Below are 23,573 nucleotides of genomic sequence, written 5' to 3' on the forward strand. Positions count from 1 at the left end.
TTATAGGGCCTGCGAATGGAAGTGCCGGAATGTGCCGTTTATGATGAACTGACAACACTTCAAGGAGGATCCGTGAGTAGCAGCGCGAAGAATATTCGGCCGGGAGCGGGTGCCGGCGAGCCGCTGGACGCGATCGACGAGCGCCTGCTTGCTGCCCTGGTGGCGGATGCCCGCATTTCCAACAAGCAGCTGGCTGAACTCGTGGGCATCGCACCGTCGACGGCCTTGATGCGCACCCGAGCCCTCTCGGAGCGCGGGATAGTCCTGGGTTTCGAAGCCCAGTTGAGCCTGTCCGCCATCGGGCGCTCGGTGCAGGCGCTCATTGCCGTCCGGCTCAGGGCCCACGACCGCGAGCAGATCGACCGGTTCACCGCCAGGGTGCCCAAGCTCCCGGCCGTGCTTTCAACCTTCCACACCTCGGGCTCGGTGGACTACCTGCTGCACATCGCCGTGGCCACCACCGAGGATCTGCGCGACTGGGTGCTGGACAACCTGGCCACCGATCCGGTGGTGGGCCACACCGAGACCACCCTGGTGTTCGACCACATCCAGGGCAATCACGGGCCGCTGCCGGATTAGCGCGGAAGCCCGCGGCCGTCAGGCGCGGCGCGGCGGAGCGCCGCGCGCAGGGTGATCAGCGCGAGGGCACCCGCCGCGATCGAGCACAGCACCACGAAGCCGGCCACGGCCGCCTGCAGGCCGACCACTCCGGCCGCGAGCCCCAGCCCGACGACCGGGATGGCGCTGCCCAGATACGTGATGACGTAGAGGGTGCTGATGACCTGGGCGTGGCGTGGCGCCTCCACTTTTCCGGCGACGTCGTTGAAGACCGTCCGGAAGGACACGCCCTGGCCGACGCCGGCGGTAATGCTCGCCATGATCAGCAGCCAGGGGCTGCTCCAGGCGGCGGCCGCGGCGATCAGCAGCACGGACACGGCCAGCATGCCGAGCCCCACCGGAACCACAAAGCGTCCGCGCACGGCCAGCAGCTGGCTCAGCGCCGACGAGCCCAGCGTCAGTCCCGCCAGCAGGCCGATCAGCGGCCGCGAGTCGGCGTGGACGATCTGGGCAAAGTAGCCGGGCGCAAGAGAGAGGCAGAAGCCGAAGACGGTGAAGCTCAGGAAACCCACCGAAGAGGCCAGCCAGAAGGCGCCGCGGGCCTCGCTGGACACGGACGGCCGGCGCGGCGCCAGGACACTCAGCGGCTGCGGGCCGGTGGCCGAGCTGATGGCCGGGCGGGCCTTGAGCACGTACAGCGGCACCAGCAGCGCCGCCAGGGCCAGGGAATGCAGGTAGTACGGGGTGGACGTGGGGCCGGGCAGGAGCGAGAGCACCCCGCCGATCGCCGGGCCGGCGGCGACTCCTCCGGCGGATGCCAGGAGGGTGAACCGCGAGGCCCAATCGGGACGGCTGGGCAGCAGCTCGCGCAGGGCGGCGGAACTGGCGCCGGTGGCCAGCGCCACCGCGACGCCCTGCAGCGCCCGGCCGGCGGAGAGCAGGAACAGGCTGTCCGCCGTGGCGAAGACGGCACCCCCGGCGAGACCGACGAGCACCGCCAGGACGAGGGCGGCCCGGCGCCCGATGTGGTCCGACCAGTGCCCGGCGAGTACAAGAGTGGCCACCAGCGCCAGGACGTAGGCGGAGAACGCAACCGTGACGTCCAGGGCGGTAATGCCGAGCTTGGCCTGCAGCAACGGATACAGCGGCGTGGCGAGATTCGCGCCGACCAGCAGCGTGAAGATCACGACGCCGGCCATCACCAGCCGTGCCGTGACGGAAGCATCCCAGCCCCAGCGGTCAGCCGTGGCCGGGCGCATGCGGAGTTCGCTGAAGACAGTCATGTCCGTGCCCTTGCGTGAAACCGGACCGCACAGCGCCCGTGGTGTGGGGTGCTGCCGGTCCGGAAGAAGTTTGATACCTAAAGAATGCGGCATTCATGATCCAACCGGCCAATTTCTGTGCCAAAATTGATCAAAACCGTCAATCACAGGCCACCGAAGTGAACCGGAGTGATGATTTGAACAGTCTGGACCCGACCGACCTGAAAATCCTGCTGGAACTGATCCGGGATCCCCGGATCCAGATCGGCGAGCTCAGTGAAGCCCTGGGCATCGCGCGGAACACCGCGCAGTCGCGGGTGCGGCGGATGCAGCGTTCCGGTTTGCTGCACGACGGCGGCCGCGAGATCGACCTCGAGGCGGTGGGCTACGACGTCGTCGCGTTCGTGACGATCGAGGTGACCCACCGTGAACTCGACGGCGTCGTGGGCGCCCTGCGCCTGATCGCGCAGGTCCTTGAAGTGCACGAGATCTCCGGGCGGGGCGATGTCTGGTGCCGTGTCGTGGCCACCGACACACACAACCTCCAGGCCGCCCTGCGGTCCATCCTCAGGATCAAGGGCGTGATCCGGACAGAAACGGTGCTGGCCCTCCACACCCACATCCCGTACCGGACGGAGCCGCTCATCAGCCGCCTTGCCCAGGGCAGCTCGCTGGCCCCCGGCCGCGCCACGTGACACGCCGCGCAGGGCGGGCCAGCGCGTTCGGCAGCCCTTGCCGCCCAACTGCGCCGCGAGACAGGATAATTGGCCCGTGACTATTATCGATAACGCCGTCTACGTTGACGGCGTCCGCAGTGCCGAGCCGCAGAGCCTCGAGCAGACCTTCGAGACCCTGACCCGGCACGGCGGCATGGCCTGGATCGGCCTCTACCGGCCCACCAAGGGTGAAATGGCTGCCGTCGCCGCGGAATTCGGCCTCCACGCGCTCGCCGTGGAGGACGCGATCTCGGCCCACCAGCGCCCCAAGCTGGAGCGCTACGAGGACAACCTCTTCACCGTGCTGCGCCCGGCCCGGTACCTCGACGAGACCGAGACTGTGGAGTTCGGCGAGCTGCACGTTTTTACCGGTAGGAACTTCGTGGTCACCGTCCGGCATGCGGAGACCGGAAGCGTGGCGCAGGTGCGGCGGCGGCTGGAACAACGGCCGGAACTCCTGGCCCACGGCCCCGAGGCGGTGCTGTATGCGCTCTTGGACCAGGTGGTGGATGACTACGTCCCCGTGGTGGCCGGCCTGGAGAATGACATCGACGAAATCGAGGACCAGCTCTTCAGCGGTGACCCCAGGGTGTCCCGCCGGATCTACGAGCTGGCCCGGGAGGTCATCCAGTTCCAGCGCGCCATCCATCCGCTTCCTGCCATGATGCAGCTGTTGCGGCGCGGCTTCGAGAAGTACTCGGTCAACACCGAACTGCAGCACAACCTCCGCGATGTGGAAGACCACGTGGAGCGGCTGATCTCCCGCGCCGATTCCTTCCGGGACCTGCTGCAGAACGCACTCACGCTGGACGGAACGCTGACCGCCAACCGGCAGAACGAGGTCAGTGTGGAACAAAACGAGCAGGTCAAGAAGATCTCGTCCTGGGCCGCGATTTTCTTCGCGCCCTCCTTCGTGGCCGGCGTGTACGGGATGAACTTCGACAACATGCCGGAACTGCACTGGACGTTCGGCTACCCGATGGCGATCGGGCTCATGGCCGGCACCGCGGCCCTGATGTACGCCATCTTCAAGCGCAAGGGCTGGCTCTGACCGGCCTTACCAGGACGAGCGCCGGTTCCGCGCCTGGGCCAGCAAGCGGGTAAACGCCAGGATAAAAAGGGCCTCGATCAGGACCATGAGTCCGAGCCACCACCACTGTCCCTGCTCGACGAAGACGACCGCCCCGATCACCACCAGCACGGTCCCGAGGCACAGGGCATAGACGGCAAAGCCGATGGCCACCTTCGCGCTCCGCACGCCCGTCCGGAAGCCGAAGCCCTGGGGTTCGCCGCCGGGGTAGCCTGCGACGCGGTCGGAACCCGCGGGCTTGAGTCGGTCGAACTCTTCCCAGGGGTCGCGGTCCTGATCCTGCTCGGTCATGTTCCCATTATCCCGCGGATCCGTCCGTCCGGGGCTGGCTAGGCGGCGCGCACATCGATTTCACCGGGGACGGCGCCATCGCTGCCGAAGACGAGTTGCCGGTTGGCGATCTTCTCGCTGAAGAAGCGGTCGTGGCTGACCACCACCACGGCCCCTGGGAAGTGAACCAGCGCCCGTTCCATGACCTGGGTGCTGGACATGTCCAGGTGGTTGGTCGGCTCGTCCAGCAGCAGCACCGAAGCTCCGGACAGCAGGCACTGCGCCATGGCCACACGCGCTTTCTGCCCGCCGGAGAGGTTCCCGATCTTCTGCTTGAGGTCGGCCTCGGAGAACTGGAACATCGCGAGGAACCTGTTGACGGACTTCTTCGTGGCGCTGAAGGCCAGGCTGTCCGGCAGCGCGTTGACCGCATGGGACACGGTGTCGGCGTCGTCGAGCTCCTCAAGCATCCGGTTGTAGGAGACAAAACCCGGCCCCTTGGCCCAGGCCACCTCGCCGGCGTCGGCCTGCTCCTCGCCCGTGAGCACCTTCAGCAGCGTGGACTTGCCGCTGCCGTTGGAGCCGAGGACCACGATCCGGTTGCCCCGGCGGATCTCAAAGCTCAGGTCCTCGAACAGCACCTTTCCGCCGTAGGACTTGCCCAGCCCTTCCACCCGGCAGAGCACATCCTTCACATGCAGGCCGCCGTAGATCTCCGTGACGATCTGGTCCACGGGCCGCGGCGTGCGGGACTTCTTGATCTTGGCCAGCTGGTTCCCCAGCCCGCGGCTGGCGGCCTTGGCAGCTTCGCGGCGGTCGGCTATGCCCTCGGCCTCAAAGGCCAGCAGCTCGGACTCGTGCACGAACTGCGACTCGAGCGTCTTGAGGCGGAACTGCTTCTGCACCACATACTCGGCAAAGTTGCCCGGGTACTCATGCAGATGGAAGTTCTCCACCTCGATGATTCGGGTGACCACAGCGTCGAGGAACTTCCGGTCGTGCGAGACGATGATCGCGGCGCCCTTGAAGTCCCGGAACCAGCTTTCGAGCCATTCGACGCCGGCCACGTCCAGGAAGTTGGTCGGCTCGTCGAGCAGCAGCACATTCGGGCCTTCGAGCAGGATCTTGGCCAGGGCGGCCCGGTTCCGCCAGCCGCCGGACAGCTCGTCGATCGCGCAGCCCCGGTGGGCCTCGTCGAAGCCGAGGGTGGTGAGCACGGCGTCGATGCGCCGCGGGTAGTCCCAGCCGTCGAGGCGTTCCATGTCCTCGAACAGCTCCGCCTGGCGCTGGACCAGCCGGTCCAGCTCGGCGCCGGCGCGGTCTGCGGCGATGGACACGTCGATGGACGCCAGTTCCGCTTCGACGGCCTTGATCTCGACGAACAGTCCGTCGAGCACTTCCAGGATGGTGGCTTCGCCGTTGAGTTCGGAGAACTGGGAGAAGTAGCCCACCTTGGTGCCCGGCTCCAGCGTGACCGTGCCGGTGTCCGGCGTCACCTGATCGAGGACCAGCTTGAGGATGGTGGTTTTGCCCGAGCCGTTCTTGCCGATCAGGCCCACCCTGTCCCCAGCCTCGAGGCGGAAGAACGCCTCGCGCAGGATCTGGGTGTTGTCAAAGCGGACGCTGACGTCTTGCAGCCGGATCAGGCTCATTGGCTGTCCTCTCGAGGGTGTTCCTGGGGCGCCAAAGGGAAAGCCCTCCAAGCCGGCGGATAGGCCGGCCAGAGAGCCGCGCTTGTGGAGCATGTGACGGATTCCTCCGGTATTCACTCCATTTTAGTTCACGCTGTGGCCCCGGCTGTCCGCGCCGCCGTCACAGGGCGGGGACCCCGCGAGGTTCCGCCCCTGGGCCCGGGAGCCGAGTGCGGGGTCATAACGCATCCCCGGAGTCATGGACACAGGGAAGGCCCGCTCCTATCCTTATGCCCTGGGGAACGGCTCTCACGAGTCACGTCGGACACGGCAATCACTTTGGTCTCGTTGATAACAAGGAGTGCCCCATGGCCCGCCAATTATCCGCCACCGTACCTCTGCTCCTGGCCGCGATGATGCTGTTGACATCGTGCGGCCCGCAGGGCGGCACGACGCCGCCCCCCGCAGAAACCGCCTCCAGCGCTCCCGGGACCGCATCCCCCAGCGACACAGCCAGCGCAACTTCGACCCCGACGGCGACGCCGGGCACCCTGGCCCCGGAGCCTCCCCCGACAACGTTGAAGGCGGCCACCCCCGCGACCGCCGAGGAACTGGCGGCCTACCGGGACGCGCTCTACTGCCCGACCGGGGGGCCGGAAGGCTGCCACAGTTACGAGAGCATGGCGGGCTACTTCGACCATTTGCTCGGGATAGTCGCCCCGATGTTCGACGAGCGGTACGGCACGGTCAGCCGCCCGGCGGCCTTTTACTATGTGGCAGCGGGGGTCACGGGCCCCACGGCCTGCCTCAAGGACGACGGCACCCCGGACCCGTACAGCAGCGCGGACTACTCGTATTGCCTGACGGACCGGGCGATCTACACCGGCCAGGACGCGCTATGGGCCCTTTACAAGGGAGTCGGCTACGCGGCTCCCGCCGTGGCATATGCCCACGAATGGGGGCACCATATCCAGAACATCATGAAGGTGCCCGAGCCGGAGACGCCCGAGGAAAATGCCCTGCTCGAAAAGCAGGCTGATTGCATCGCCGGCGCCTGGGTGCAGCACGCTGCACAGTCCGGGAACCTCAAGTACCCCGCGGATCTAGGCGATCTGAATGCCCTGATGGCCGCCGTCGCTCCCCCGGATCCGGGCGAGGAGCCGACCCCGGTGCAGGAACGGATCGATGCGCTCCAGCTCGGGTACACCAGCGGCCTGCCGGGCTGCAACTCGTTCTTCCCGGAGACGCCCGTCTACGCGGGATAGCCGGCTCCGGCCGGGTAACCTGCCGGCTACCTGGTTAGTACGACTCGAATGTCAGGTCCGGGCTGCCGGCCAGCACGTCAGTCTCGGCGCCGGTGAGCTTGTTATTGACCGAGTCGATGAGGAAGTCCGGGCCGCCGGCGGCCAGGTTCGGGTTCGGCACGTAGGTCAACTCGACCTTCAGCACACCCTTCATCACCCCTTCAGCGTCCCCCTTCTCGGTCAGGGAAACCGGGACCACAACGTCGTAGTCAAAGGCGATCCGGTTGGGAACCGACAGGTCCATGGTGGCTTCCTGGGCGCCCCCGGCCTGCTGCATGGCTCCGGTGTCGCCGTCGATCTCCTGGATGAACAGGCAGTGGGTCTCCGGGGCGGCGGCGCAGGCGGGCGAGGCCTTGACGGCATCCTTGCTGTCCGGTCCGGGCAGGGCAAACACGGCCCAGTTGCCGAACGTGGAAACGTCGCCGTCCTTGCCAGCGGCAATCAGCTTGGCTTTGAGGTTGTCGCTGAAGCGGTTGTCCCAGAGCTTGGCTGTGTTGGCGTGTGAGCCACCGTCCTCGATCCAAAGGCCGGAGAGGCTGTATTTGTTGGTCACCAGCTCGGTAATGAAGTTTTGCGCCAGTACAGATTGGATGGCGGCGGGGTCGTTCACGTCGAAGCCGCCCTCGGGCTGGGCGTACGGAACCGCCTCGGGCCCGGCCGGTGGCGGCGTGGGCTCCGGCGTCGGAGCGGATGTTGCTTCTGCTGCTTCTGTTGGTGCTGCTTCTGCTGCTTCTGTTGGTGCTGCGGCGGTGGTTCCGGCCGGCTGCGGTGCAGCGGCCGGAGCCACGCAGGCAGAGAGCGAGAGCGCCCCGGCGAGGGCTGCTGCCGCGACGAGGCGGCGCGTGGTGAATTCCACCATGAAAGGCATTCCTGACTGTAGATGAGACCTGCAGTGCGGGCCCGCCACTTCGGCCGCACGAAACGGCGCAGAGGTTCCCCGTCCGCACTCTAACATCCTGCGGAACCTGCGCCCGTCTGGCCGCGGGCCAGATGCAACGGCTAGGCTCCTGGCATGGGCTACGGGAGGATCAACCAGCAGGGGCGTGCCGTCCGGGTAGCGGGCGCAGGGCTCATGATCATTACGGCCTACGCCCTCACCGGCACACTCCAGATCCTGGTGTGGAATCCGCTGGCTGCCGTGCCGGGCGCAACACTGGACGAAATCCATGCCGGTCTCCACGGAGCTAACGAATCCCTGGCCGCACCCGTAGTGATTGCATGGGCAATCAGCGGAATGGTGCTGGCGGCTCTCGTGCTAATCCGTGCGCTGACGCAATCTGGTTCTCGGGTGAAGGATGGTCTCGTTCTCGATCTCCTGCTTCTTGTGCTTGCAGCGCCGTCACATTGGTTCGCCGCGTTCCCGGCAGGAATGGGCCTTGCCGATGCGTTCGCAACGAGAGGGGGCGATCACACGCCGTGGGGCATGGTGCTCTACGGCGTCAGCGCGGTTGCCCTTGCGGCGCTCGTAGCGATGGCGACGATAAAGTCAGGCAAAGCCCCTCGAGCGTAGACGGCCGCATCCCTGCAGCGTGCAGCACGACGAGGCGGGCACTACCCCTCGGTGGCGGGAACTGCGAGACTGGTTGGCGGTGAGAGTGAGGCCGGATTATGACGGATGTACATCAGGTGAAGGTAGGCCGTGTCTACGTCGAGCGGGTGCGCGGGGACGGGACCCGGGTGTTGGTGGACCGCATCTGGCCGCGGGGGCTAAGCAAGGAAAAGGCAGACCTTGATGAGTGGTGTAAGACAGTGGCCCCTTCCACGGAGCTGCGTAAGTGGTACGCCCACGATCCGGAGCGCTTCGAGGAATTCGGCCGCCGGTACCGCAGGGAGCTCGAAGAGCCGGAGCGTGCCGAGACTCTCGGGCACCTCCGCGCACTGGCACGGAAGACAAACCTGACGCTGCTGACCGCAACCAAGGATGCCGGCATCAGCGAAGCCGTGGTGTTGGCCGATTTGATCCGGGGCTAGCGCGGGGTACGCCGATCAGCTGCGCACGCCGCCGACGTCGGCGTCGTCGTCGTCACGGACCTCACTGAGTTGTTGCACGGGTGAAGCGCGGACAGTCGAAACTCTCCGCCGGGCCGACGGGCCGACGGGCCGACGGGCCGACGGCTCCCTTCTGGCCAAGCCGGAGGAAGCGGGCAAGAATGGGAAAATGGACTAGACAGCTAAGGTCGCATCGTCCGTCATCTTCGTCACCGAGCTTGATCGCTCGGTGGACTTTTATGGAGCGGTATTCGATTGTAAAGTCGCCCTCCGGGAAGAAGGCAGGGCGCTCCTGCTGGCTCCTGACGGCTTCCAAGTCTACCTGATAGCCAAAGGGTCCCGCGAACCTCACCCCACGGGCGGCATCGGGGATCGGTACCTGATGTGGGCCACCGACAGCGTCGAAGCGCTGGATCATTTCGCGCAGCTGCTCAAGGATCTTGGCCGCTACACCTATACGCATTCCGCCGGGGAGGTAACTTTCGTTGAGGGAGGGGACCCGGATGGCCTCCGCGTGGTGATAGCGCACCCCAGTCCGCTGCAGCGGCCCCGTTCTGTCCTGGACGCGCGCCTCTACAGCTGATGGCGCCCCTCAGCCAAGGGGAACCGGACATACTGCCTTCAGTAGCCGGCGAACTCCTCCGTGCGGATGTCGTCGTCGTCCACGCCCGCAGCATTGAGGAGGCTGCGCATGGCCCTGACCAGGGCGGCCGGGCCGCAAAGGTAGTAGATCGGAGCGAGGTCCTGGGACGCGAGCTGGCGATGGTCACGGAAAACGTCGCCAAATGGCTGTACGAGTCCGTCGGCCAGGGAGCAGGCAACCGAGCTACGCGATTCTTCGACGCCGAGCGGCAACTCAGCTCGCAAACGGCGGGCACCGGGCCGCTGGGCACCCGGCTTACACAGAAGACCGCCCGCCTGGCTGCCGACCAGGACAAGTGGCGTTTTCATCCCAACCAGTTGGTCATCGTCGACGAGGCCTCCATGGTTTCCACCCTTCAGTTGTCGGCGTTGGTGCAGCAAGCCCGGGATGCCGTGGCCGAGGTGCTCCTAGTCGGCGATCCCGGACAGCTGGACGCCATCGACGCTGGCGGAGTACTCGGGTGGCTGGACCGGCAGGGCAAGACGGTGCGGCTGAGTACAATATGGCGGTTCGAGCAGGCGTGGGAGCAGGAGGCTTCACTGAAGCTCCGTGCCGGGGACTTTGCGGCCATAGACGGCTATGAGCGGTACCGCCGCATTCAACACGGCTCGTGCCTCGACATGGTGGACCACGCCTACCAAAGCTGGCAGTCGCACATCCGCGACGGCAAGTCGTCCATTCTCATCGCTGCCGATAACGACACCGTCAACATGCTCAACCAGCGAGCTCAGGCCGACCGGGTCATCCAAGGTTCCGTGGACGCCGAACACACGGTACCACTCAGTGACGGCTCGCGGGCCGGCATCGGAGATACCGTCATTGCCCGCCGCAATGACCGCCACATCACGGATAGCAGCGGCGATTTCATACGGAACGGAACAATGCTCGACGTCGTCCGTACCGGCAGGGGCGACGGCTCGCTGACCGCGGTCCGCCGGGACACCGGCGCCACAGTGATGCTGAATCGCGACTATGTTGAGGCCTCAGTTGAGCTGGGATATGCGACGACGGCCCACCGGTCGCAGGGCATCACCGTGGACACGGGACACACTGTGGTCACGCAGGGACGGCTCACGCGCGAGCTGCTTTACGTCAGCATGACCCGGGGACGCGCGGGAAACTACGCGTATGTTAGCGAAAACGATCCGATGGACGACGAGCCCCTGGATCCCGCGTTGCAAGCGTCGTGGCGACAGATCCTGGGTGAGGTCCTTGCCGCGGAAGGCGCCGAACGCACCGCCCACGAAGTCCGCGACGCCGAGCAGTCGAAGGCGGACAGCCTGGAGCAGCGCAGCACTGAATACGACTACCTCGCACAAATCGCAGCAGCCGAGGACCTGGCGACGTTCCTTGATAGTAATGCGCCCGGCAGGACCCCCGAGCTTCAGGAATCACCCGCATGGGGCGCGGCCGTCGCAGCGTGGCGCCGATCCCTTGAAGTCAGCCGTCCCAGCACACAACGGCTGGTGCTCGGCGCCCTGGAAACGAACGCAGGCGCGCGAGATATGGCGACCGCGATCCATGCCCGACTCCGGCATTTCGTTTCGAGGATGCCCGCCGGCGGAGTCGATTCGATGGCCGAGCCCATTCGTACTGCCCGACCCGACCTCGATGACATGATCAACCAGGTGCGGGACCGGCTCCTTCAGAGGATGGACCACGTCACCGAAGCGGCAATGATGCAGGACACTGAATGGAAGCGGAATCTCCTGGACGCCCTGGGCCCAGCCACCCGTCCAGAGGACGCGACCAGCCTCATTCGCCGTGTCGCCATCTACAGGGACAGGTGGGGCATCGACGATTCAACCCTTCCCCTGGGACCGCTCCCGGCATCCTACGAATGGAACACCTGGAGCAGCGAGCAATCATCGACCAACTCATTGATCAAGCCGCTCTCGCGTCCGACGGCCAGCGGCAAGCTCCAAAGTGGATCGACGGTCCGGTTACTTGGGAAGACAGCCTTATCGATGTCGGCTGGCAACTCTAAGCTGGTCGAGTAGTGAATCCATGAACACCAACCCAGCCCTGAAACCGAAGCTTGCGACACCCGCGTTGATCCTTGGCAGCGTGGTCGTCTCCAGTTGCGTCTTCTACCTTCTCGGATCCGTCGCCGCCAACGGGCATCCCTCATTGATCCTGGGGCTTGCGGCTTTGGCGTCCTGCCTTCTTGCGGCAGTAATCGGCGCGATTTGGTTCGCCCGAGTCCGCCGGCGTCGTGAATGGACGGCGGCAGCAATCGCGAAGTGGACTGACTTCGACGAGGCGAAGCGAACTCACCGCACAACAGCAGAGATTACCGTGTTGAGCGTCGATGCCCTCGAACCCACGGGCTCGTGGATCACGATCTGGTGGAACCGTTTTGATCATGTTCAGCGCGCTTGGATAGAAGCTCTCCGTGAGCCAATCTGGCCCGGTTCCGTACTCCTGATTTCACCTGACCCTGTCCAGGTCAGGCCTGGTGCCCCATGGCCAGCAACGTACTACATCCGGGCAGCGGACTGCCTGGCTTGGGCTCCATCCGGCAAATAGCTGCCGCCAGCGAATTAACTCGCGGCGGAGCACGACCGCGAACGCGACTGGCACTGTCAGCGGGACGGCCGCCTGGGCCCCCAGCCTAGGTCATGCCCGAGCTCAGAGCCAGCACCTGTGAGCGTGCAGGAAGCCGCCCTCGCCCGCATTTCCGCCTGCGTAAGGCGCCGACTGACGGCCCCCAGCACCGATAGAAGCCCGCCCCGAATCAAACAATGGAGCGGGGCTTTCGTCGTTCTGGCCCGATAGAGCACAACTGCTGGGGCGGCGAGCCCCTCCGGCGAAGGTATATCGCATCCTGACGACTCAGGAATGTCAGGCCTGGCCTCCTTGCGGGGGCAGTTCCGCATATCGTGCCCGTGGTAGGTGCAGTTTGGTGCCCTGTAACAAATGGCCCCTCCTAAAGCCCAGGAACTACATCCCAGGCTGCGACAGCGTCCTTCTCGCTTTGGTTTCAGGTCATACAGGAACACAAGTCCCACGCGCTCGTTGCAGACCCCAATTATCTGGATATCAGCCGCTCCGACGACGTGGTCTTCATCCACATAACTCTCAACCAAGGCCGATCCGTGGAACAGAAAAAGAACTTGTACCGGACTATAGCCAACCGTTTGCATACCCGCCTCGACATGCGCCGTGAAGACGTATTCATCGGCCTTATCGAAGTGGCCAAGGAGAATTGGTCCTTCGGGAACGGTGAGGCCCAATACGCTCGGTGATCACACGCTCTGCAGTGGCGTCGGGTGGCAGGAATTGGCGTCAGTTTCCGGGCTGAAGAGTCCACTTGGAGGCTGGAAATCCTACAGGACGTTGCCGTGCCCCCGAGCCGGCATCCTGGCGACATGGCTCGCCCCAGGCGGCTACGAGGCCCGGTTAAATGCTGAACTGCCACATCTGCTACGGCAAGGGAAAGCTGGGCCGCGTCCTCCGATGAACCAAGACAACAGTGGTGTCGCCGGCGAAAGGCCGTGAGTTTGATGCTGGGCACATGCCCCAGGGAGGGCAAACGTCGCTGCGCGTCCGGGCGGACCTATTGACGACAACCTCCGCACACGTTTTCGACCGGCACGGCCCGGAGGCGGCTGCGACGCCGATGGGCTGCGGGAGGAGACCGCCCTGACAGCTGTCCCGGATTATCTACGCGCGGCCCGGGGAGCAGCTCAGACGCTGCCGACAGACTCGGCCACCAGCCGGTGGCCCTCTGTCGTGGGACGGAGGCCGTCGCTGAACAGGCCCGGCGGTCGGCCAGGACGTCCCGGGGGTCGAGGAAGTCCCGGAAGGTCCGCTGGCACCAGGACCGCATGCTCTCCCGCAGGTCCAGGATCTCGCCCAGTTGGAAGCCGGGACCACGGTGCCCGCCAGTTCGGGGACATCACGACCACGCGTCGGCCTTGAAGTTCCATGGCATCGCAGAAGGACTCCAGCCGGGCGATAACGTCCTGGCCCACTCGTGCTCCGCCACGTCCGTCGGCGTGGAGCAGGTCATTGATGCCGGCCGCCACCAGGACCGTGTCGGCGCGGCGGGCGGACACCTCGGCCTCGGCGGCGTCCAGGATCTCGAGCATGGTGGCGCCGAGCCAGGAGAGGTTGAAGGACCGGTTGTTTTCCTCGTGCTGGCTATGTGTCGCGATGCGACCCGGGCGGCCCAGCCGCCGTCCAGGGTGCAGCGCCCATGGCGATACTGTCGTCGATCAGGGCCATGCGTTCGGCCACGTCCAGAGGGTCGGCGGAGACGTAGCACCAGGCTTGTCCGGGGGCTCCTGTGGGCACACGGCGGCGGGCGTAGGCTTCGACCTCGTATGCGTCGGCTGCGGCCAGCTCGTCGGGGGTTAGAGCCAGCAGCCCGCCGGATACTGTGTCACCTTCACGCCGGACGAGGCCGAGGTGAACGTTCTTGCCGCTCTTGGCAATCACATTCAGGTCGGTGATGACGACCTCGGTGGTTCCGTGCCCGATTAGGGAGTTCTTGACCATATTGACCCGGGTGCCGAACATAGACTGCTGCACCGTCTCATCCAACAGGGTGCCGAACGAGAAGCCCTAGCTCGGTCGGGTCAGAGGTTGCAGTGGGTTCCGGGTGGGCCACAGCGGTGCTCCCTGGGCAGAATTTTCGTCACTTGGATGCGCGCCGCGGGCGAACGGAAGCCTTACCGATCCGACAAACTTAGCAGCGCCGTCGTCCTCTGGGAGCGCCCCATCTGACGGCCTCACTGAATCCCGGGCGAAAAGTTATCCTCGTCATCCACTCAATCGAAAGTTCAGCCATGATAAGCCGTCAGCGTTTCGCTGTTTCCGGTGGCGTGCCACCGGACACAGCGAAACGCTGTCGGCCCGCCTTATTGTCGGCCGAAGTAGAAGTGGATTTTGCCGAGGTTCAAGTGGATTTTAATAGCCGTAAGTTCGCCGCGTGCGTTCGCTGCTGGCGGTCAGCATCCCCACACGGAGGAAGACGCGGCCAGTTCCATGCCGCTGACACCTTGTTCTTTTCTTTCGCGGGCAAGCTCGCCCGGCAGCGAGTAGCGCGGCGCGGCGGCGGCCGAACGCGCGGCGTGAGTGACGATCGAGTCAGTGAGCGACTTGACCATGTCCAGCCGCGGGTACTCTGCGTGGATGCGTTGCTCCTGTGACATGACGACGTCGGCCTTGTGGCCAAAGTCGATCCCGATCCCCTCCGTTGTCAGGTAGGCGAGAAGCCCTCGACGCTCCGCGATGCCCGGTGAACAGTGCAAGGCGATCGCTTCCCAGACCCGGTCAACGTCCCCCGCCGCCACGCCATTCTGAGTCAAGACTTCGGCTGCCAGATCGGCGCCTTCCACCTCAAACCGCTGCTGGCCAGGTGCTTTGGTCCCGGTACCCAGGTCGTGCATGACACAGGCGGCGAAGAGAAGGTCCCGGTCATATGCCGCATCGTTCAGTGCGCCCTCGTGCCTCGCGAGAAGTACAGCAAACAGGAAGCTCCGAATGCTGTGATTGGCTACCGAGGGACTCTCCGATGCCTGTACTACAGCGAATGCCGCGCGGGCGACCGGGGTGGCCGGCAGGTCGATTGAAGATGTCATGTCCCCTACGCTAACGATTGGCCGCCTGAATTAAAATGGCAGAAATGACAGATATCAACCATATACTGCCATTCCGCGCGTTCCCTTCTCCTGGGATATGTATCCAATGTTGGAGATCTGCCGGAACCGGTGCCACTGCGCAACGCCTTCGCCTTCTCGTTCTCCAACGGCAAAACGACTGAGCTATCCATTGAGCAAGGTCCCGAGCGTCCTGGTGGCCACTTCGACGCGTGAAGGCCTTCTACTGCTCCGTATGTTCATGCAGGACAAAGGAAACATTGACGAACTTCGATATATCTGCGAAACTCTAAATATTGATGCATATCAATATTTAGAGCCCTCGGGGCCTTTTGAGAGGACATTTCCGTGAACTATATTCCGCCCGAGGAATGGCTGAAGCTGCAGCACCAAGAGCGTGAACATCTCGTCAAGCAGCTACGCGGGGAGCGGGCCGCCAGCTCCGGGGCAGGCTGGGACATCCGGGATGGCCTGAGGGTTCTGAGGACTTGGCGCTTTCTAACCCTCCGGGAATTCTGGCGCACCTCGTCAACAACCGAAAATCAGGCCTGCTGCTGACGCCCGCGTGGGATTCGTCGCGGAAAGATCGCCGGCCAGCGCGCCTCAGCAGGACACGCTTCGGCTGGTACCGCGCGGAAATTCCGCTCGTCAGGGAGGTGTCTCTGGCCAAGCAGGTCCCTGACCATGCTTGGATAGGAGCATGTCTGTTTCTCCGACGGTCGCTGTCTGCGGCCCCGCTTCGTGGAACCACCTCATCGTCCTTGACCACCTCCCGGAGCCTGTCCCGCACATGCAGTTCGCGCGGCGCTCCTGGCAGACTGTCGGGGGCACCTCGGCGGGCAAGGCTCTGCACCTTGCGGATCTCGGCATCGGAGTGCGCTTATGCTCGCCTCTTGGGACGGACGGCGATGGCAAGCGGGTCCGCCGCGCCCTCATCGCCGCCGGCGTTACCGTCGAAACGATTGCATCTGACCGCACCGAGCGCCACGTCAACCTCATGGCCGAGAGCGGCCGGGTATCCCTTTATGTTTCGACCCCTTCCACGCCGCCGGAAGATGAGCTCGAAGCTGCCGCGGCGGTGATGGCGGCAGCGGATCTAACCGTGATTGACCTGAGCGAACTCGGCGTGCTCCTGCTGGAACGCGGAAAAGTCCGACAGTCACCGCTGTGGGTGGATCTTCACGACTACGACGGATCGTCGGCGTTCCATGAGCCATTCCTGCGTGCGGCCGACGCCGTGTTCATGAATGACGACCGGACGGACGATCCCTGGGAGCTCATGCGCTCCTGCCTAGAGCGGGGCCCTCGCCTGGCAGTGTGCACACGCGGGGCGGCAGGGGCGAGCGCGCTCGAAGCGGACGGGACGCAGCATGAGGTTGACGCAGTTCCCGCCAACGTGGTGGACACGAACGGTGCCGGCGATGCGTTCATGGCCGATTTCCTGGCTGCGACCCTGCGCGGCGCGCCGGTTGCTCGTGCCCTCCAGGCAGCTGCGGCGCAGGCCCGCATCGCGATTGAGAGTGAGCATCTGCACCCGGTGCTCGGGCGTTGATTCCGCCCCAGCGTTGCAGGGCGTTCCTCGCCCCACTAACCCGTGAACCACCTACCCGCAGATGAGAACCACCATATTACGAATGTTGCTCTTTCTTCGGTGGTCTCTGGTTCTCAGCGCGCGCGGTTGGAGGCGCTCTCGAAGTCCCGGACGGCGTCTCACAGGGAGGTGGAGTGCCGATGTCTTACGAGGGGCCTTCGAGTGGGTGGATCGCCCGGGTTGTCGAGGTGAGCCGGCGACGGTGCGGTCCTGGCGGGTCAGGCTCGCCGAGGACGGTCTGGCCCGCCTGGGCCAGATGCGTGACGGTCGGGGCCGCAAGCTGTGTTCATTCCGCAGTCGAAGATCGATGAGGTCATTCATCTGACGCTGAATTCCAGGCCCGAACGGCAGACGCTCTGGCCTGTGCGGACCAAACACCTGGCCGCGCACCAACCGCCTCAAACCCGGTAAATACAGGCCATTGCGACGCTCGGCAAAACCTTAGCGTCACAAGCCACCTCAGGCATGGTGCGCGGCGAAATGGCTGCTTCATTTCAACAGGGCTCCGGTGTGTGTCAATGGCCAATAGTTTGCGCCCATGGACGGCCAGCAAAAATGCGCCGACGCCGGGACAGGATTTACAACCGGCCCGTGGCACCACGGGCAAGAAACTCATGAAGCTCCTCGCCGCCGCCAGCGTCAGATTGACCGCAGCTGCCCCCGTATCCGGAACCAAGATTGGGTTTCCCGGTCTTGACATTGACACCCCCGGGGCAGCCCGGAAGATCGCCCGCGCTGCGGGTTGGGTGCGATCCGAAGCCACCCCACCAGCGCCGCCGTCTCGGCCTCAGCAGCCCAATCCCAGGAAACTTCGAAAAACCACAGGATCCGGAACCACATCAGTGCGGCGTAGCAGTAGGACCGCATTGTGCAGACACTTAGGTCAGCAACGGCCAGGTACGAGAGGAATCACCGAGTGGGTTTTCCTCCGGATCGGATTTTTCGCTCGACGCGGTCACCATGATCGGCAGCACCGGTAGAACATCGACAGACCGTTCCACTGCTTCTCGGGGCCCCGATCTTGCCGGACCGGAGCTCGAATGACTCGTCGACCTGCAGCCGAGGTAGTACGTCTGCCCCAGGCGCGGCAATCTTCCCCTTTCTTCGGCATTGCGGAGCAGGCAGAGAACACGTTACTGTACGAACGTTCGCATATGTAGTAGGAGAGGTGTTATGAGCGTGCCTGGCTGGATGGTTCCCGTAGCGATGCGGTTGTTGGACGCAGTAAGCCCTTACATCGCTGCCCGCCTAGCGTCAGTGCTGTTTTGGCATCTTGGCAGGCCATCTTCCGTCCGAGCCGTAGAACGAGAGGTCCACGAGTCCGCCGCCGTGGAGCAGGTGGTGTTCGGCCGCACTGCAGTGACGGTATACACCTGGGGCACCGGTAACTCGGTTGTTCTGCTTGTGCACGGTTGGCGGAGCCGGGCGTCCCGGTTCAGTCATCTTGTGAAGGCACTGGTGAGCCGTGGTCACATGATCGTTTCGTTTGACGCTCCCGGCCACGGGGCGTCTGGGAAGGGACCTTCCAACGTAGTCGAATGGGCAGGCATCATTCGGGAACTGGAAGCACGCTATGGTCATTTCGACGCGGTTGTCGGGCATTCATTCGGCGTTCTTGCCGCTTTCCACGCGGTGCGGATGGGGGTCACCACGGGCCGAATGGTAACAATCGCTGGTGTGCATAGTCTTGAGCACCTCGTGACGTCCTTTACCGGAGTGATCCGGTTGCCGGCGCGGGCCCGTGAGCGCTTCCGAGACCGGATCAATCAGCTGGTGTTTGTCGACAGCGCCTTCGAGTGGGGGCAGATTGTGTCCCAGCTTGAGTCAGACGGCAGCTGGATGCCTCTTCTCGTGGTTCACGATTCCTCGGATCCTGTAGTCGGCATCGATCAGGCTGGTCTCATTGCCGAGGGCCACGCTTATTCCGCTTCGGTGATGTACACCGATGGGCTCGGTCACAACCGCCTGCTGGCCGATCGATGTGTCGTGGATGCCGTCACCGAATTCGTTTCAACGCAAGTCGAGTCGCGAGTCCAAAACCCTGTACAACAGGAAAATGGAGTCTCGAACAGGCCGCCCCGGATCACGGAGGAGCCCGGCGTCGACGGCGCGTACTTAGGCGGTGCTGTCCGGTGTACTGACACTGGGAAGAAACCAAGGCCGTGAAAGTAGCACGTTGTTTAGTTGACGGGAAAGTATGGACGGCTGTAGAGCTCGGTGCGATTCCTTCATCGACGAGGCGGGCGCTGCGTGCAGGACTTGTCTGCCTCGGTTGCGGAGCTACTGTGGAGCTCCAGCGAGGACGCAATATCGGGCCTGCCAGGTTTTGTGCTGAACATGATCCGACCTGCCCTGCAGTGGCGTCTACGGCGAGCGTTTTCCGATTTCTGCAATAAGGACGCACTTCCACCATGCCCTCCTAGGGCCAGAAATACTTGACACAGTCACTCAGCCCAATCCGGCGAACACCAAGGAAGCGATACATTGAAAGAAGACCCCATGAACACCCACTATGACGTTGTAGTCCTCGGCGCCGGCCCTGGAGGCTACGTCGCTGCAATCCGCGCCGCACAACTGGGTAAACGTGTTGCCGTGATCGAAAAGCAGTACTGGGGAGGCGTCTGCCTGAACGTCGGCTGCATCCCGTCCAAAGCACTACTACGTAACGCGGAACTGGCGCACATCTTCACCCATCAAGCCCAACAGTTCGGCATCTCCGGCCAAGCCCTCTTCGACTACGGCGCTGCCTACGATCGCAGCCGGCAAGTTGCAGACGGCCGGGTCAAAGGCGTTCACTTCCTAATGAAGAAGAACGCGATCAGCGAGATTGACGGCCACGGCACCTTCACCGATCCCCACACCATCGAAGTAGCCCTCACCACCGGCGGCACCCGCAAGGTCACCTTCGACGATGCCATCATCGCCACGGGATCCACTGCCCGTCTCGTGCCAGGCGTCGAGCTCAGCGAGAACGTCGTCACCTACGAGACACAAATCCTCACCCGAAAACTACCAAATTCCATCGTGATCATCGGTGCCGGCGCCATCGGTATGGAATTCGCCTATGTCCTGGCAAATTATGGTGTGCAGGTCACCATAATCGAATACTTAGACCGAGCCCTCCCCAACGAGGACATCGAAGTGTCGAAGGAGATCGCCCGACAGTACAAGAAACTCGGCATCAGCCTCCTCACATCAACCAAAGTCGAGACGGTCACCGACGATGAAACCTCGGTCACCGTGACCTACTCGGCGCCGACCGGCGAACGGTCGCGCATCCGCACGGATAAGGTCCTCATGTCGGTGGGCTTCGCACCCCGCACCACCGGATATGGGCTAGAGAACACCGGCGTAGAACTCACTCAGCGCGGTGCTATCGCAATCGACGACTACATGCGCACGTCTGTCCCCCACCTCTACGCCATCGGGGACGTCACTGAAAAGCTCCAGCTCGCACACGTGGCCGAAGCTCAAGGTGTCATAGCCGCCGAAACAATCGCCGGCGCCGAAACCTTTCCCATTGGCGACTACCGCATGATGCCCCGAACTACCTTCAGCCAACCGCAGGTCGCTTCCTTCGGCCTTACCGAACAGCAGGCTCGCGACGAAGGCTATGACGTCATCATCGCCAAGTTCCCCTTTACCGCCAATGGCAAAGCGCAAGGTATCGGAGACCGACCGGGTTCATCAAACTCATCGCTGACACAAGGCACGGAGAACTCCTCGGAGCCCACCTCATTGGCGCCGACGTCGCGGAGCTCCTCCCTGAACTCACCCTCGCCCAGAAATGGGATCTCACCGCAACCGAACTCGCACGGAATGTCCACGCTCACCCCACGCTGGGCGAAGCACTCCAAGAAGGATTCCACGGACTCACCGGGCACATGATCAACCTCTAGAACCACATCGAATACTCCCGGCTGGCTGGCGCACTACGTCTACTTGCCGAAGAACTGAACTTTGGCGAAATACCCATGAACTGGGGAGACCATCTCATTAACGGTGTATCCGGCAGTTTCCTTTAGTAGTTCTCAGCTGCCGGGAATCGGTCGCCGAAGGTGATGGCGAAGGCGTTCAAAGCGGGCTTCCAACGCACGGCCCATCGGGTTCTGCCGGCACCGGCCGGATCGAGTGACCGGGTGACCAGATACATGAACTTTTGAATCGCCCCGGGTTTGCTTGACTCGGGCCACAACAAAAACGGGCTGTTGCCTGGCAAATCGGACCACTCTAACGCCCGCACTCAACATACCAACGTGACAGCGAGGTTCACGATGACAGCTACAGGCTGTAGGGAATTCACCGCAGCACGATTCCTCCTTTGTTTCCAGCAGCAGGGACATGTCCGCCACCACGTCTCCCGTGGTGTGGAAAGGCAGCACATGGGCCATGAGCCAGCGCGAATAGCCGGAGGCCACGGTGAGCACACGAGGTGAATGCATGGCATCGTGCCCCGGTGGGAATGATTCGCTCGGTGGGAGACAATAGGTCCCACTGGATCATTTCCCTGGGATCGAAGCTGCGGTGATTTGAGAGATCCGGGCCCTAATTTCGGCTGTCTTGGCGCGAAAGACCGAACGTCCGCCCGTGTAGCCAACCGACTGGCGATTTCGCGCACACACAGGCCCCCAGCCATACGCAATCGCCGGATCTCAGCCCGTTCACCGACGTCAATCATCGTCCGAATCCTCTCAGTCGCTCACCGCTCAGCTCCGGCTGGATCATCACATTATTAACTGTCAAAGTTTCGCGGTTAGCTGGCGGAGGCTTTATGTTCCCGGGGTGCATCCCTTCGGGCCTGGGCGACCTCGATCCGTGGGGTGGCTCTCGCCTGGCGAATCGACGAGGCCAGCCAGTTGCTGGAAGAAAATGACGCATCCATAGCGGAGATTGCCTTGACCGTTGGGTTCGCGACACCAGTGACTTTTTCGCCAGCGATTCCGGGCGGTCACAGGTGTGGCGCCGTTTGCATATCGCAGGGCGTTTCAATTGCGAAACTAGGCTCCCGCCCGCTTACCCCCAGTGTTGATGCGGGCGCCGGCCGTTCAGGCCGTGTTCGTAGGCGAAGATGACGGCGTGCACGCGGTCGCGCAGCCCGAGTTTCATCAGGATACGGCCCACATGGGTCTTCACCGTGGATTCGGCCACGAACATGCGTTCCCCGATCTCCGTGTTAGTAAGTCCTCCGGCGATGGCGGAGAGGATTTCGCGTTCCCTCGGGGTCAGGGACGCGACAGCTTCATCGCCTCCGGCGGGTGGACCGGCGGGAAGCCGTTGGCTGAAGAGGTCCAGCATCCGGCGGCTGACCCTGGAGGAAATGGCGGCGTCTCCTCCGGCGACAGCCCTGATGGACGCAAGCAACTCAGCTGGTCCCACATCCTTGAGCAGAAAGCCGCTGGCACCGGCCCGGAGCGCCGCGAAGGCATACTCGTCGAGATCGAACGTCGTGAGGACAACGACCCGTGAATGCGGGCACTCCTGGGCGATCAGCTCCGTCGCGGCGATGCCATCCATGCCAGGCATCCGCACATCCATCAGCACCACATCCGGCGCAAAGGTGCGACACATTTCGATTCCCATCCTGCCGTCGGCGGCTTCACCAACGACCTCGATTCCCTCCTGGGCGTCGAGGACCATGCGGAATCCCATGCGGACGAGAATCTGGTCATCGACAAGCAGCACTCGGATCGGTCGCCGGGGTGAGGCAGTTACCGGTTCCATGAGGCTCCCTCCTGCGGGACGAACCGCGCGGTCACGGACCATCCACGGCCTGCCATTGGGCCTGCCTGCATCGTGCCGCCATACAGTGCGACGCGCTCACGCATTCCCACGAGGCCACGTCCGGGGTGGCCTGCCGGAATGACCTCGTGTTGGCCGTCGTCGGTCACCGAGACCGTGATCTCGTCGGCGCTGAACTGCAAGCCGACAACCACCGCCGATGCTTCCCTCGCGTACTTAAGCGCATTGGTGAGCCCCTCTTGGACGACGCGGTAGATTGCCAGCTGGATCCCGGGGTCGGTCGGAGGAACACCGGCTGATCGCAGGGCCACCGGAAGGCCCGTGGAACGGAAAAGTTCCACCAGGGCCGGGACGTCCCCGACGCCGGGCGCTGGCGCTACCGTGCCGGGTGGTTCCCCGGTGGTGCCTACGTTCAGCACTCCGAGCATCCGGCGCATGTCCGCCACCGCGGTGCGGCCCGTCTCGGCCACTTGACGCATGGCCGCGGCGGCGCGGGCAGGATCAGAGGGGGCAATCTCTGCAGAACCATGGGCGAGGGAAATCATCACTGCCAACCCGTGCGAGACGATGTCGTGCATCTCCCGGGCGATCGCGTTCCGCTCCGCGGCTGCGGCGATGCTGGCCAGGTGCTGCCGTTCCCGCACCAGCCGGTCCGCGCGGTCCACGAGGGCGGCGACGTAGCTGCGGCGCGAGCGGACGTTGAAGCCGATCAGTGCCGCGATCACGAGCACCGCGATTGCCTGGCCGGCCTCGCCGGGGTCAACTATTGACCCGGGCAGGAGGACCGCGGCCAGAAGGAGCACGCCGCTGGTCCCCAGCAGAGCAAAGGCTGCGTGCCGGGTCGACCTGTAAACGGCGACGGCGTACAGTGCCATGGCTGTCGCCACCGCTGCGAAGCTCGCCGGCGCCGGGAACGTGATGGGCATGATGCCCGCGGTGCCAGCAAACGAAAGCATCGGAGCCCGCCGGCGGAAAAGCAGGGCAGTTCCGGAAATCACCCCAGCGAGCAACTGGAGAACGAACCCCAGGCCATTCGTCTCGTGAACGATCGCGGTCGCCGCCAGGGCCGGCCCTGCGTACAAGGCAGCGATCAGAAGGTCTGTCATTCGGGGGCGGGAGCCCCATGGGCGTTGCTTGATCGCGCCAGGGGGACCCGGTATAGGCAAAGCCGGTT

General features: G+C 64.0%; 20 protein-coding genes and 3 pseudogenes. 13 read left to right on the top strand and 10 right to left on the bottom strand.

Annotation, left to right across the window (positions count from 1 at the left end):
* Positions 1-72: 72 nt before the first annotated feature.
* Positions 73-579, top strand: coding sequence for an Lrp/AsnC family transcriptional regulator (locus ABIB26_RS16475; protein ID WP_354245390.1), 507 nt, complete (start codon positions 73-75; stop codon positions 577-579).
* Here the strand turns inward: ABIB26_RS16475 and ABIB26_RS16480 are convergent.
* A complete protein-coding gene (locus tag ABIB26_RS16480; RefSeq protein WP_354245393.1) occupies positions 576-1,841 on the bottom strand; it encodes an MFS transporter in 1,266 nt (421 codons plus the stop codon). The genes ABIB26_RS16475 and ABIB26_RS16480 overlap by 4 nt on opposite strands.
* A 176-nt stretch (positions 1,842-2,017) precedes the next feature.
* Between ABIB26_RS16480 and ABIB26_RS16485 the strand changes: the two genes are divergently transcribed.
* Positions 2,018-2,515, top strand: a complete 498-nt coding sequence (locus tag ABIB26_RS16485) for an Lrp/AsnC family transcriptional regulator (protein WP_354245395.1) — start codon at positions 2,018-2,020, stop codon at positions 2,513-2,515.
* Between the two features lie 76 nt (positions 2,516-2,591).
* Positions 2,592-3,587 (top strand): magnesium/cobalt transporter CorA, encoded by a 996-nt coding sequence (gene corA / locus ABIB26_RS16490; protein ID WP_354245397.1) that lies wholly within the window; start codon positions 2,592-2,594, stop codon positions 3,585-3,587.
* A gap of 6 nt (positions 3,588-3,593) precedes the next feature.
* On the opposite strand, the gene ABIB26_RS16495 is transcribed toward corA, so the two are convergent.
* Both ABIB26_RS16495 and ABIB26_RS16500 read right to left on the bottom strand, forming a co-directional pair.
* Positions 3,594-3,917 carry a hypothetical protein gene (locus ABIB26_RS16495; protein WP_354245400.1) on the bottom strand — a complete coding sequence of 108 codons (324 nt, stop codon included), beginning with the start codon at positions 3,915-3,917 and terminating at the stop codon, positions 3,594-3,596.
* A gap of 38 nt (positions 3,918-3,955) precedes the next feature.
* Positions 3,956-5,548, bottom strand: coding sequence for an ABC-F family ATP-binding cassette domain-containing protein (locus tag ABIB26_RS16500; RefSeq protein ID WP_354245402.1), 1,593 nt, complete (start codon positions 5,546-5,548; stop codon positions 3,956-3,958).
* A 347-nt stretch (positions 5,549-5,895) separates the two neighbouring features.
* Between ABIB26_RS16500 and ABIB26_RS16505 the strand changes: the two genes are divergently transcribed.
* Positions 5,896-6,792 carry a neutral zinc metallopeptidase gene (locus tag ABIB26_RS16505; protein WP_354245405.1) on the top strand — a complete coding sequence of 299 codons (897 nt, stop codon included), beginning with the start codon at positions 5,896-5,898 and terminating at the stop codon, positions 6,790-6,792.
* Positions 6,793-6,826: 34 nt separating this feature from the next.
* Here ABIB26_RS16505 and ABIB26_RS16510 read toward each other — a convergent pair whose 3' ends face one another.
* A complete protein-coding gene (locus tag ABIB26_RS16510) occupies positions 6,827-7,690 on the bottom strand; it encodes a hypothetical protein (protein WP_354245407.1) in 864 nt (287 codons plus the stop codon).
* A gap of 153 nt (positions 7,691-7,843) precedes the next feature.
* On the opposite strand from ABIB26_RS16510, the gene ABIB26_RS16515 reads away from it, so the two are divergent.
* From ABIB26_RS16515 to ABIB26_RS16540, 6 genes are all read left to right on the top strand, one after another.
* Positions 7,844-8,341, top strand: coding sequence for a hypothetical protein (locus tag ABIB26_RS16515; RefSeq protein WP_354245410.1), 498 nt, complete (start codon positions 7,844-7,846; stop codon positions 8,339-8,341).
* A gap of 98 nt (positions 8,342-8,439) precedes the next feature.
* Positions 8,440-8,802: a DUF488 domain-containing protein gene (locus tag ABIB26_RS16520; protein ID WP_354245412.1), complete on the top strand. Its 363-nt coding sequence runs from the start codon at positions 8,440-8,442 to the stop codon at positions 8,800-8,802.
* Positions 8,803-9,022: 220 nt separating this feature from the next.
* Positions 9,023-9,403 (top strand): VOC family protein, encoded by a 381-nt coding sequence (locus ABIB26_RS16525; protein WP_354245493.1) that lies wholly within the window; start codon positions 9,023-9,025, stop codon positions 9,401-9,403.
* Positions 9,403-11,463, top strand: a complete 2,061-nt coding sequence (locus ABIB26_RS16530; protein WP_354245415.1) for an ATP-dependent DNA helicase — start codon at positions 9,403-9,405, stop codon at positions 11,461-11,463. The genes ABIB26_RS16525 and ABIB26_RS16530 overlap by 1 nt, the downstream gene beginning before the upstream one ends.
* A 7-nt stretch (positions 11,464-11,470) precedes the next feature.
* Positions 11,471-11,992: a hypothetical protein gene (locus ABIB26_RS16535; RefSeq protein WP_354245418.1), complete on the top strand. Its 522-nt coding sequence runs from the start codon at positions 11,471-11,473 to the stop codon at positions 11,990-11,992.
* A 461-nt stretch (positions 11,993-12,453) separates the two neighbouring features.
* Positions 12,454-12,711, top strand: coding sequence for a tautomerase family protein (locus ABIB26_RS16540; RefSeq protein ID WP_354245496.1), 258 nt, complete (start codon positions 12,454-12,456; stop codon positions 12,709-12,711).
* A gap of 441 nt (positions 12,712-13,152) precedes the next feature.
* On the opposite strand, the gene ABIB26_RS16545 is transcribed toward ABIB26_RS16540, so the two are convergent.
* The 3 genes and pseudogenes from ABIB26_RS16545 to ABIB26_RS16555 form a co-directional block, all read right to left on the bottom strand.
* The gene (locus ABIB26_RS16545) at positions 13,153-13,557 is read right to left on the bottom strand and encodes an SGNH/GDSL hydrolase family protein (RefSeq protein WP_354245420.1); all 405 of its coding nucleotides are present in this window, start codon (positions 13,555-13,557) and stop codon (positions 13,153-13,155) included.
* 52 nt (positions 13,558-13,609) lie between these two features.
* Positions 13,610-14,017: pseudogene (locus ABIB26_RS16550) on the bottom strand (gamma-glutamylcyclotransferase); the annotation flags it as partial.
* 401 nt (positions 14,018-14,418) lie between these two features.
* The gene (locus ABIB26_RS16555; protein WP_354245423.1) at positions 14,419-15,051 is read right to left on the bottom strand and encodes an HD domain-containing protein; all 633 of its coding nucleotides are present in this window, start codon (positions 15,049-15,051) and stop codon (positions 14,419-14,421) included.
* Between the two features lie 718 nt (positions 15,052-15,769).
* On the opposite strand from ABIB26_RS16555, the gene ABIB26_RS16560 reads away from it, so the two are divergent.
* From ABIB26_RS16560 to lpdA, 3 genes and pseudogenes are all read left to right on the top strand, one after another.
* Entirely contained in the window at positions 15,770-16,621 is an 852-nt protein-coding gene (locus ABIB26_RS16560; RefSeq protein ID WP_354245426.1) for a carbohydrate kinase family protein, read from the top strand.
* A gap of 1,368 nt (positions 16,622-17,989) precedes the next feature.
* Complete coding sequence (locus tag ABIB26_RS16565; protein WP_354245428.1) at positions 17,990-18,826, top strand: alpha/beta hydrolase; 837 nt, start codon at positions 17,990-17,992, stop codon at positions 18,824-18,826.
* A 333-nt stretch (positions 18,827-19,159) separates the two neighbouring features.
* Positions 19,160-20,559 (top strand): annotated as a pseudogene (gene lpdA / locus ABIB26_RS16570) (dihydrolipoyl dehydrogenase).
* 122 nt (positions 20,560-20,681) lie between these two features.
* Here the strand turns inward: lpdA and ABIB26_RS16575 are convergent.
* The 3 genes and pseudogenes from ABIB26_RS16575 to ABIB26_RS16585 all read right to left on the bottom strand — a co-directional run.
* Positions 20,682-20,828: pseudogene (locus ABIB26_RS16575) on the bottom strand (IS256 family transposase); the annotation flags it as partial.
* A gap of 845 nt (positions 20,829-21,673) precedes the next feature.
* Positions 21,674-22,381 (bottom strand): response regulator, encoded by a 708-nt coding sequence (locus ABIB26_RS16580; RefSeq protein WP_354245430.1) that lies wholly within the window; start codon positions 22,379-22,381, stop codon positions 21,674-21,676.
* On the bottom strand, positions 22,369-23,505 hold the full coding sequence (locus ABIB26_RS16585; RefSeq protein WP_354245433.1) for a sensor histidine kinase: 1,137 nt from the start codon (positions 23,503-23,505) through the stop codon (positions 22,369-22,371). Before ABIB26_RS16585 ends, ABIB26_RS16580 begins: the two co-directional genes overlap by 13 nt.
* Positions 23,506-23,573 lie beyond the last annotated feature (68 nt).

Source organism: Arthrobacter sp. UYEF20 (assembly GCF_040546335.1).
Lineage (GTDB): Bacteria > Actinomycetota > Actinomycetes > Actinomycetales > Micrococcaceae > Arthrobacter.

Bases quoted from the DNA above. Each gene is read 5' to 3' on its own strand.
- ABIB26_RS16510 (WP_354245407.1), bottom strand. From the start codon at position 7,690: ATGGTGGAATTCACCACGCGCCGCCTCGTCGCGGCAGCAGCCCTCGCC.
- ABIB26_RS16480 (WP_354245393.1), bottom strand. From the start codon at position 1,841: ATGACTGTCTTCAGCGAACTCCGCATGCGCCCGGCCACGGCTGACCGC.
- ABIB26_RS16560 (WP_354245426.1), top strand. From the start codon at position 15,770: ATGTCTGTTTCTCCGACGGTCGCTGTCTGCGGCCCCGCTTCGTGGAAC.
- ABIB26_RS16585 (WP_354245433.1), bottom strand. From the start codon at position 23,505: ATGACAGACCTTCTGATCGCTGCCTTGTACGCAGGGCCGGCCCTGGCG.
- ABIB26_RS16520 (WP_354245412.1), top strand. From the start codon at position 8,440: ATGACGGATGTACATCAGGTGAAGGTAGGCCGTGTCTACGTCGAGCGG.
- ABIB26_RS16545 (WP_354245420.1), bottom strand. From the start codon at position 13,557: ATGCTCGAGATCCTGGACGCCGCCGAGGCCGAGGTGTCCGCCCGCCGC.
- ABIB26_RS16555 (WP_354245423.1), bottom strand. From the start codon at position 15,051: ATGACATCTTCAATCGACCTGCCGGCCACCCCGGTCGCCCGCGCGGCA.
- ABIB26_RS16495 (WP_354245400.1), bottom strand. From the start codon at position 3,917: ATGACCGAGCAGGATCAGGACCGCGACCCCTGGGAAGAGTTCGACCGA.
- ABIB26_RS16515 (WP_354245410.1), top strand. From the start codon at position 7,844: ATGGGCTACGGGAGGATCAACCAGCAGGGGCGTGCCGTCCGGGTAGCG.
- ABIB26_RS16535 (WP_354245418.1), top strand. From the start codon at position 11,471: ATGAACACCAACCCAGCCCTGAAACCGAAGCTTGCGACACCCGCGTTG.
- ABIB26_RS16530 (WP_354245415.1), top strand. From the start codon at position 9,403: ATGGCGCCCCTCAGCCAAGGGGAACCGGACATACTGCCTTCAGTAGCC.
- ABIB26_RS16500 (WP_354245402.1), bottom strand. From the start codon at position 5,548: ATGAGCCTGATCCGGCTGCAAGACGTCAGCGTCCGCTTTGACAACACC.
- ABIB26_RS16580 (WP_354245430.1), bottom strand. From the start codon at position 22,381: ATGGAACCGGTAACTGCCTCACCCCGGCGACCGATCCGAGTGCTGCTT.
- ABIB26_RS16505 (WP_354245405.1), top strand. From the start codon at position 5,896: ATGGCCCGCCAATTATCCGCCACCGTACCTCTGCTCCTGGCCGCGATG.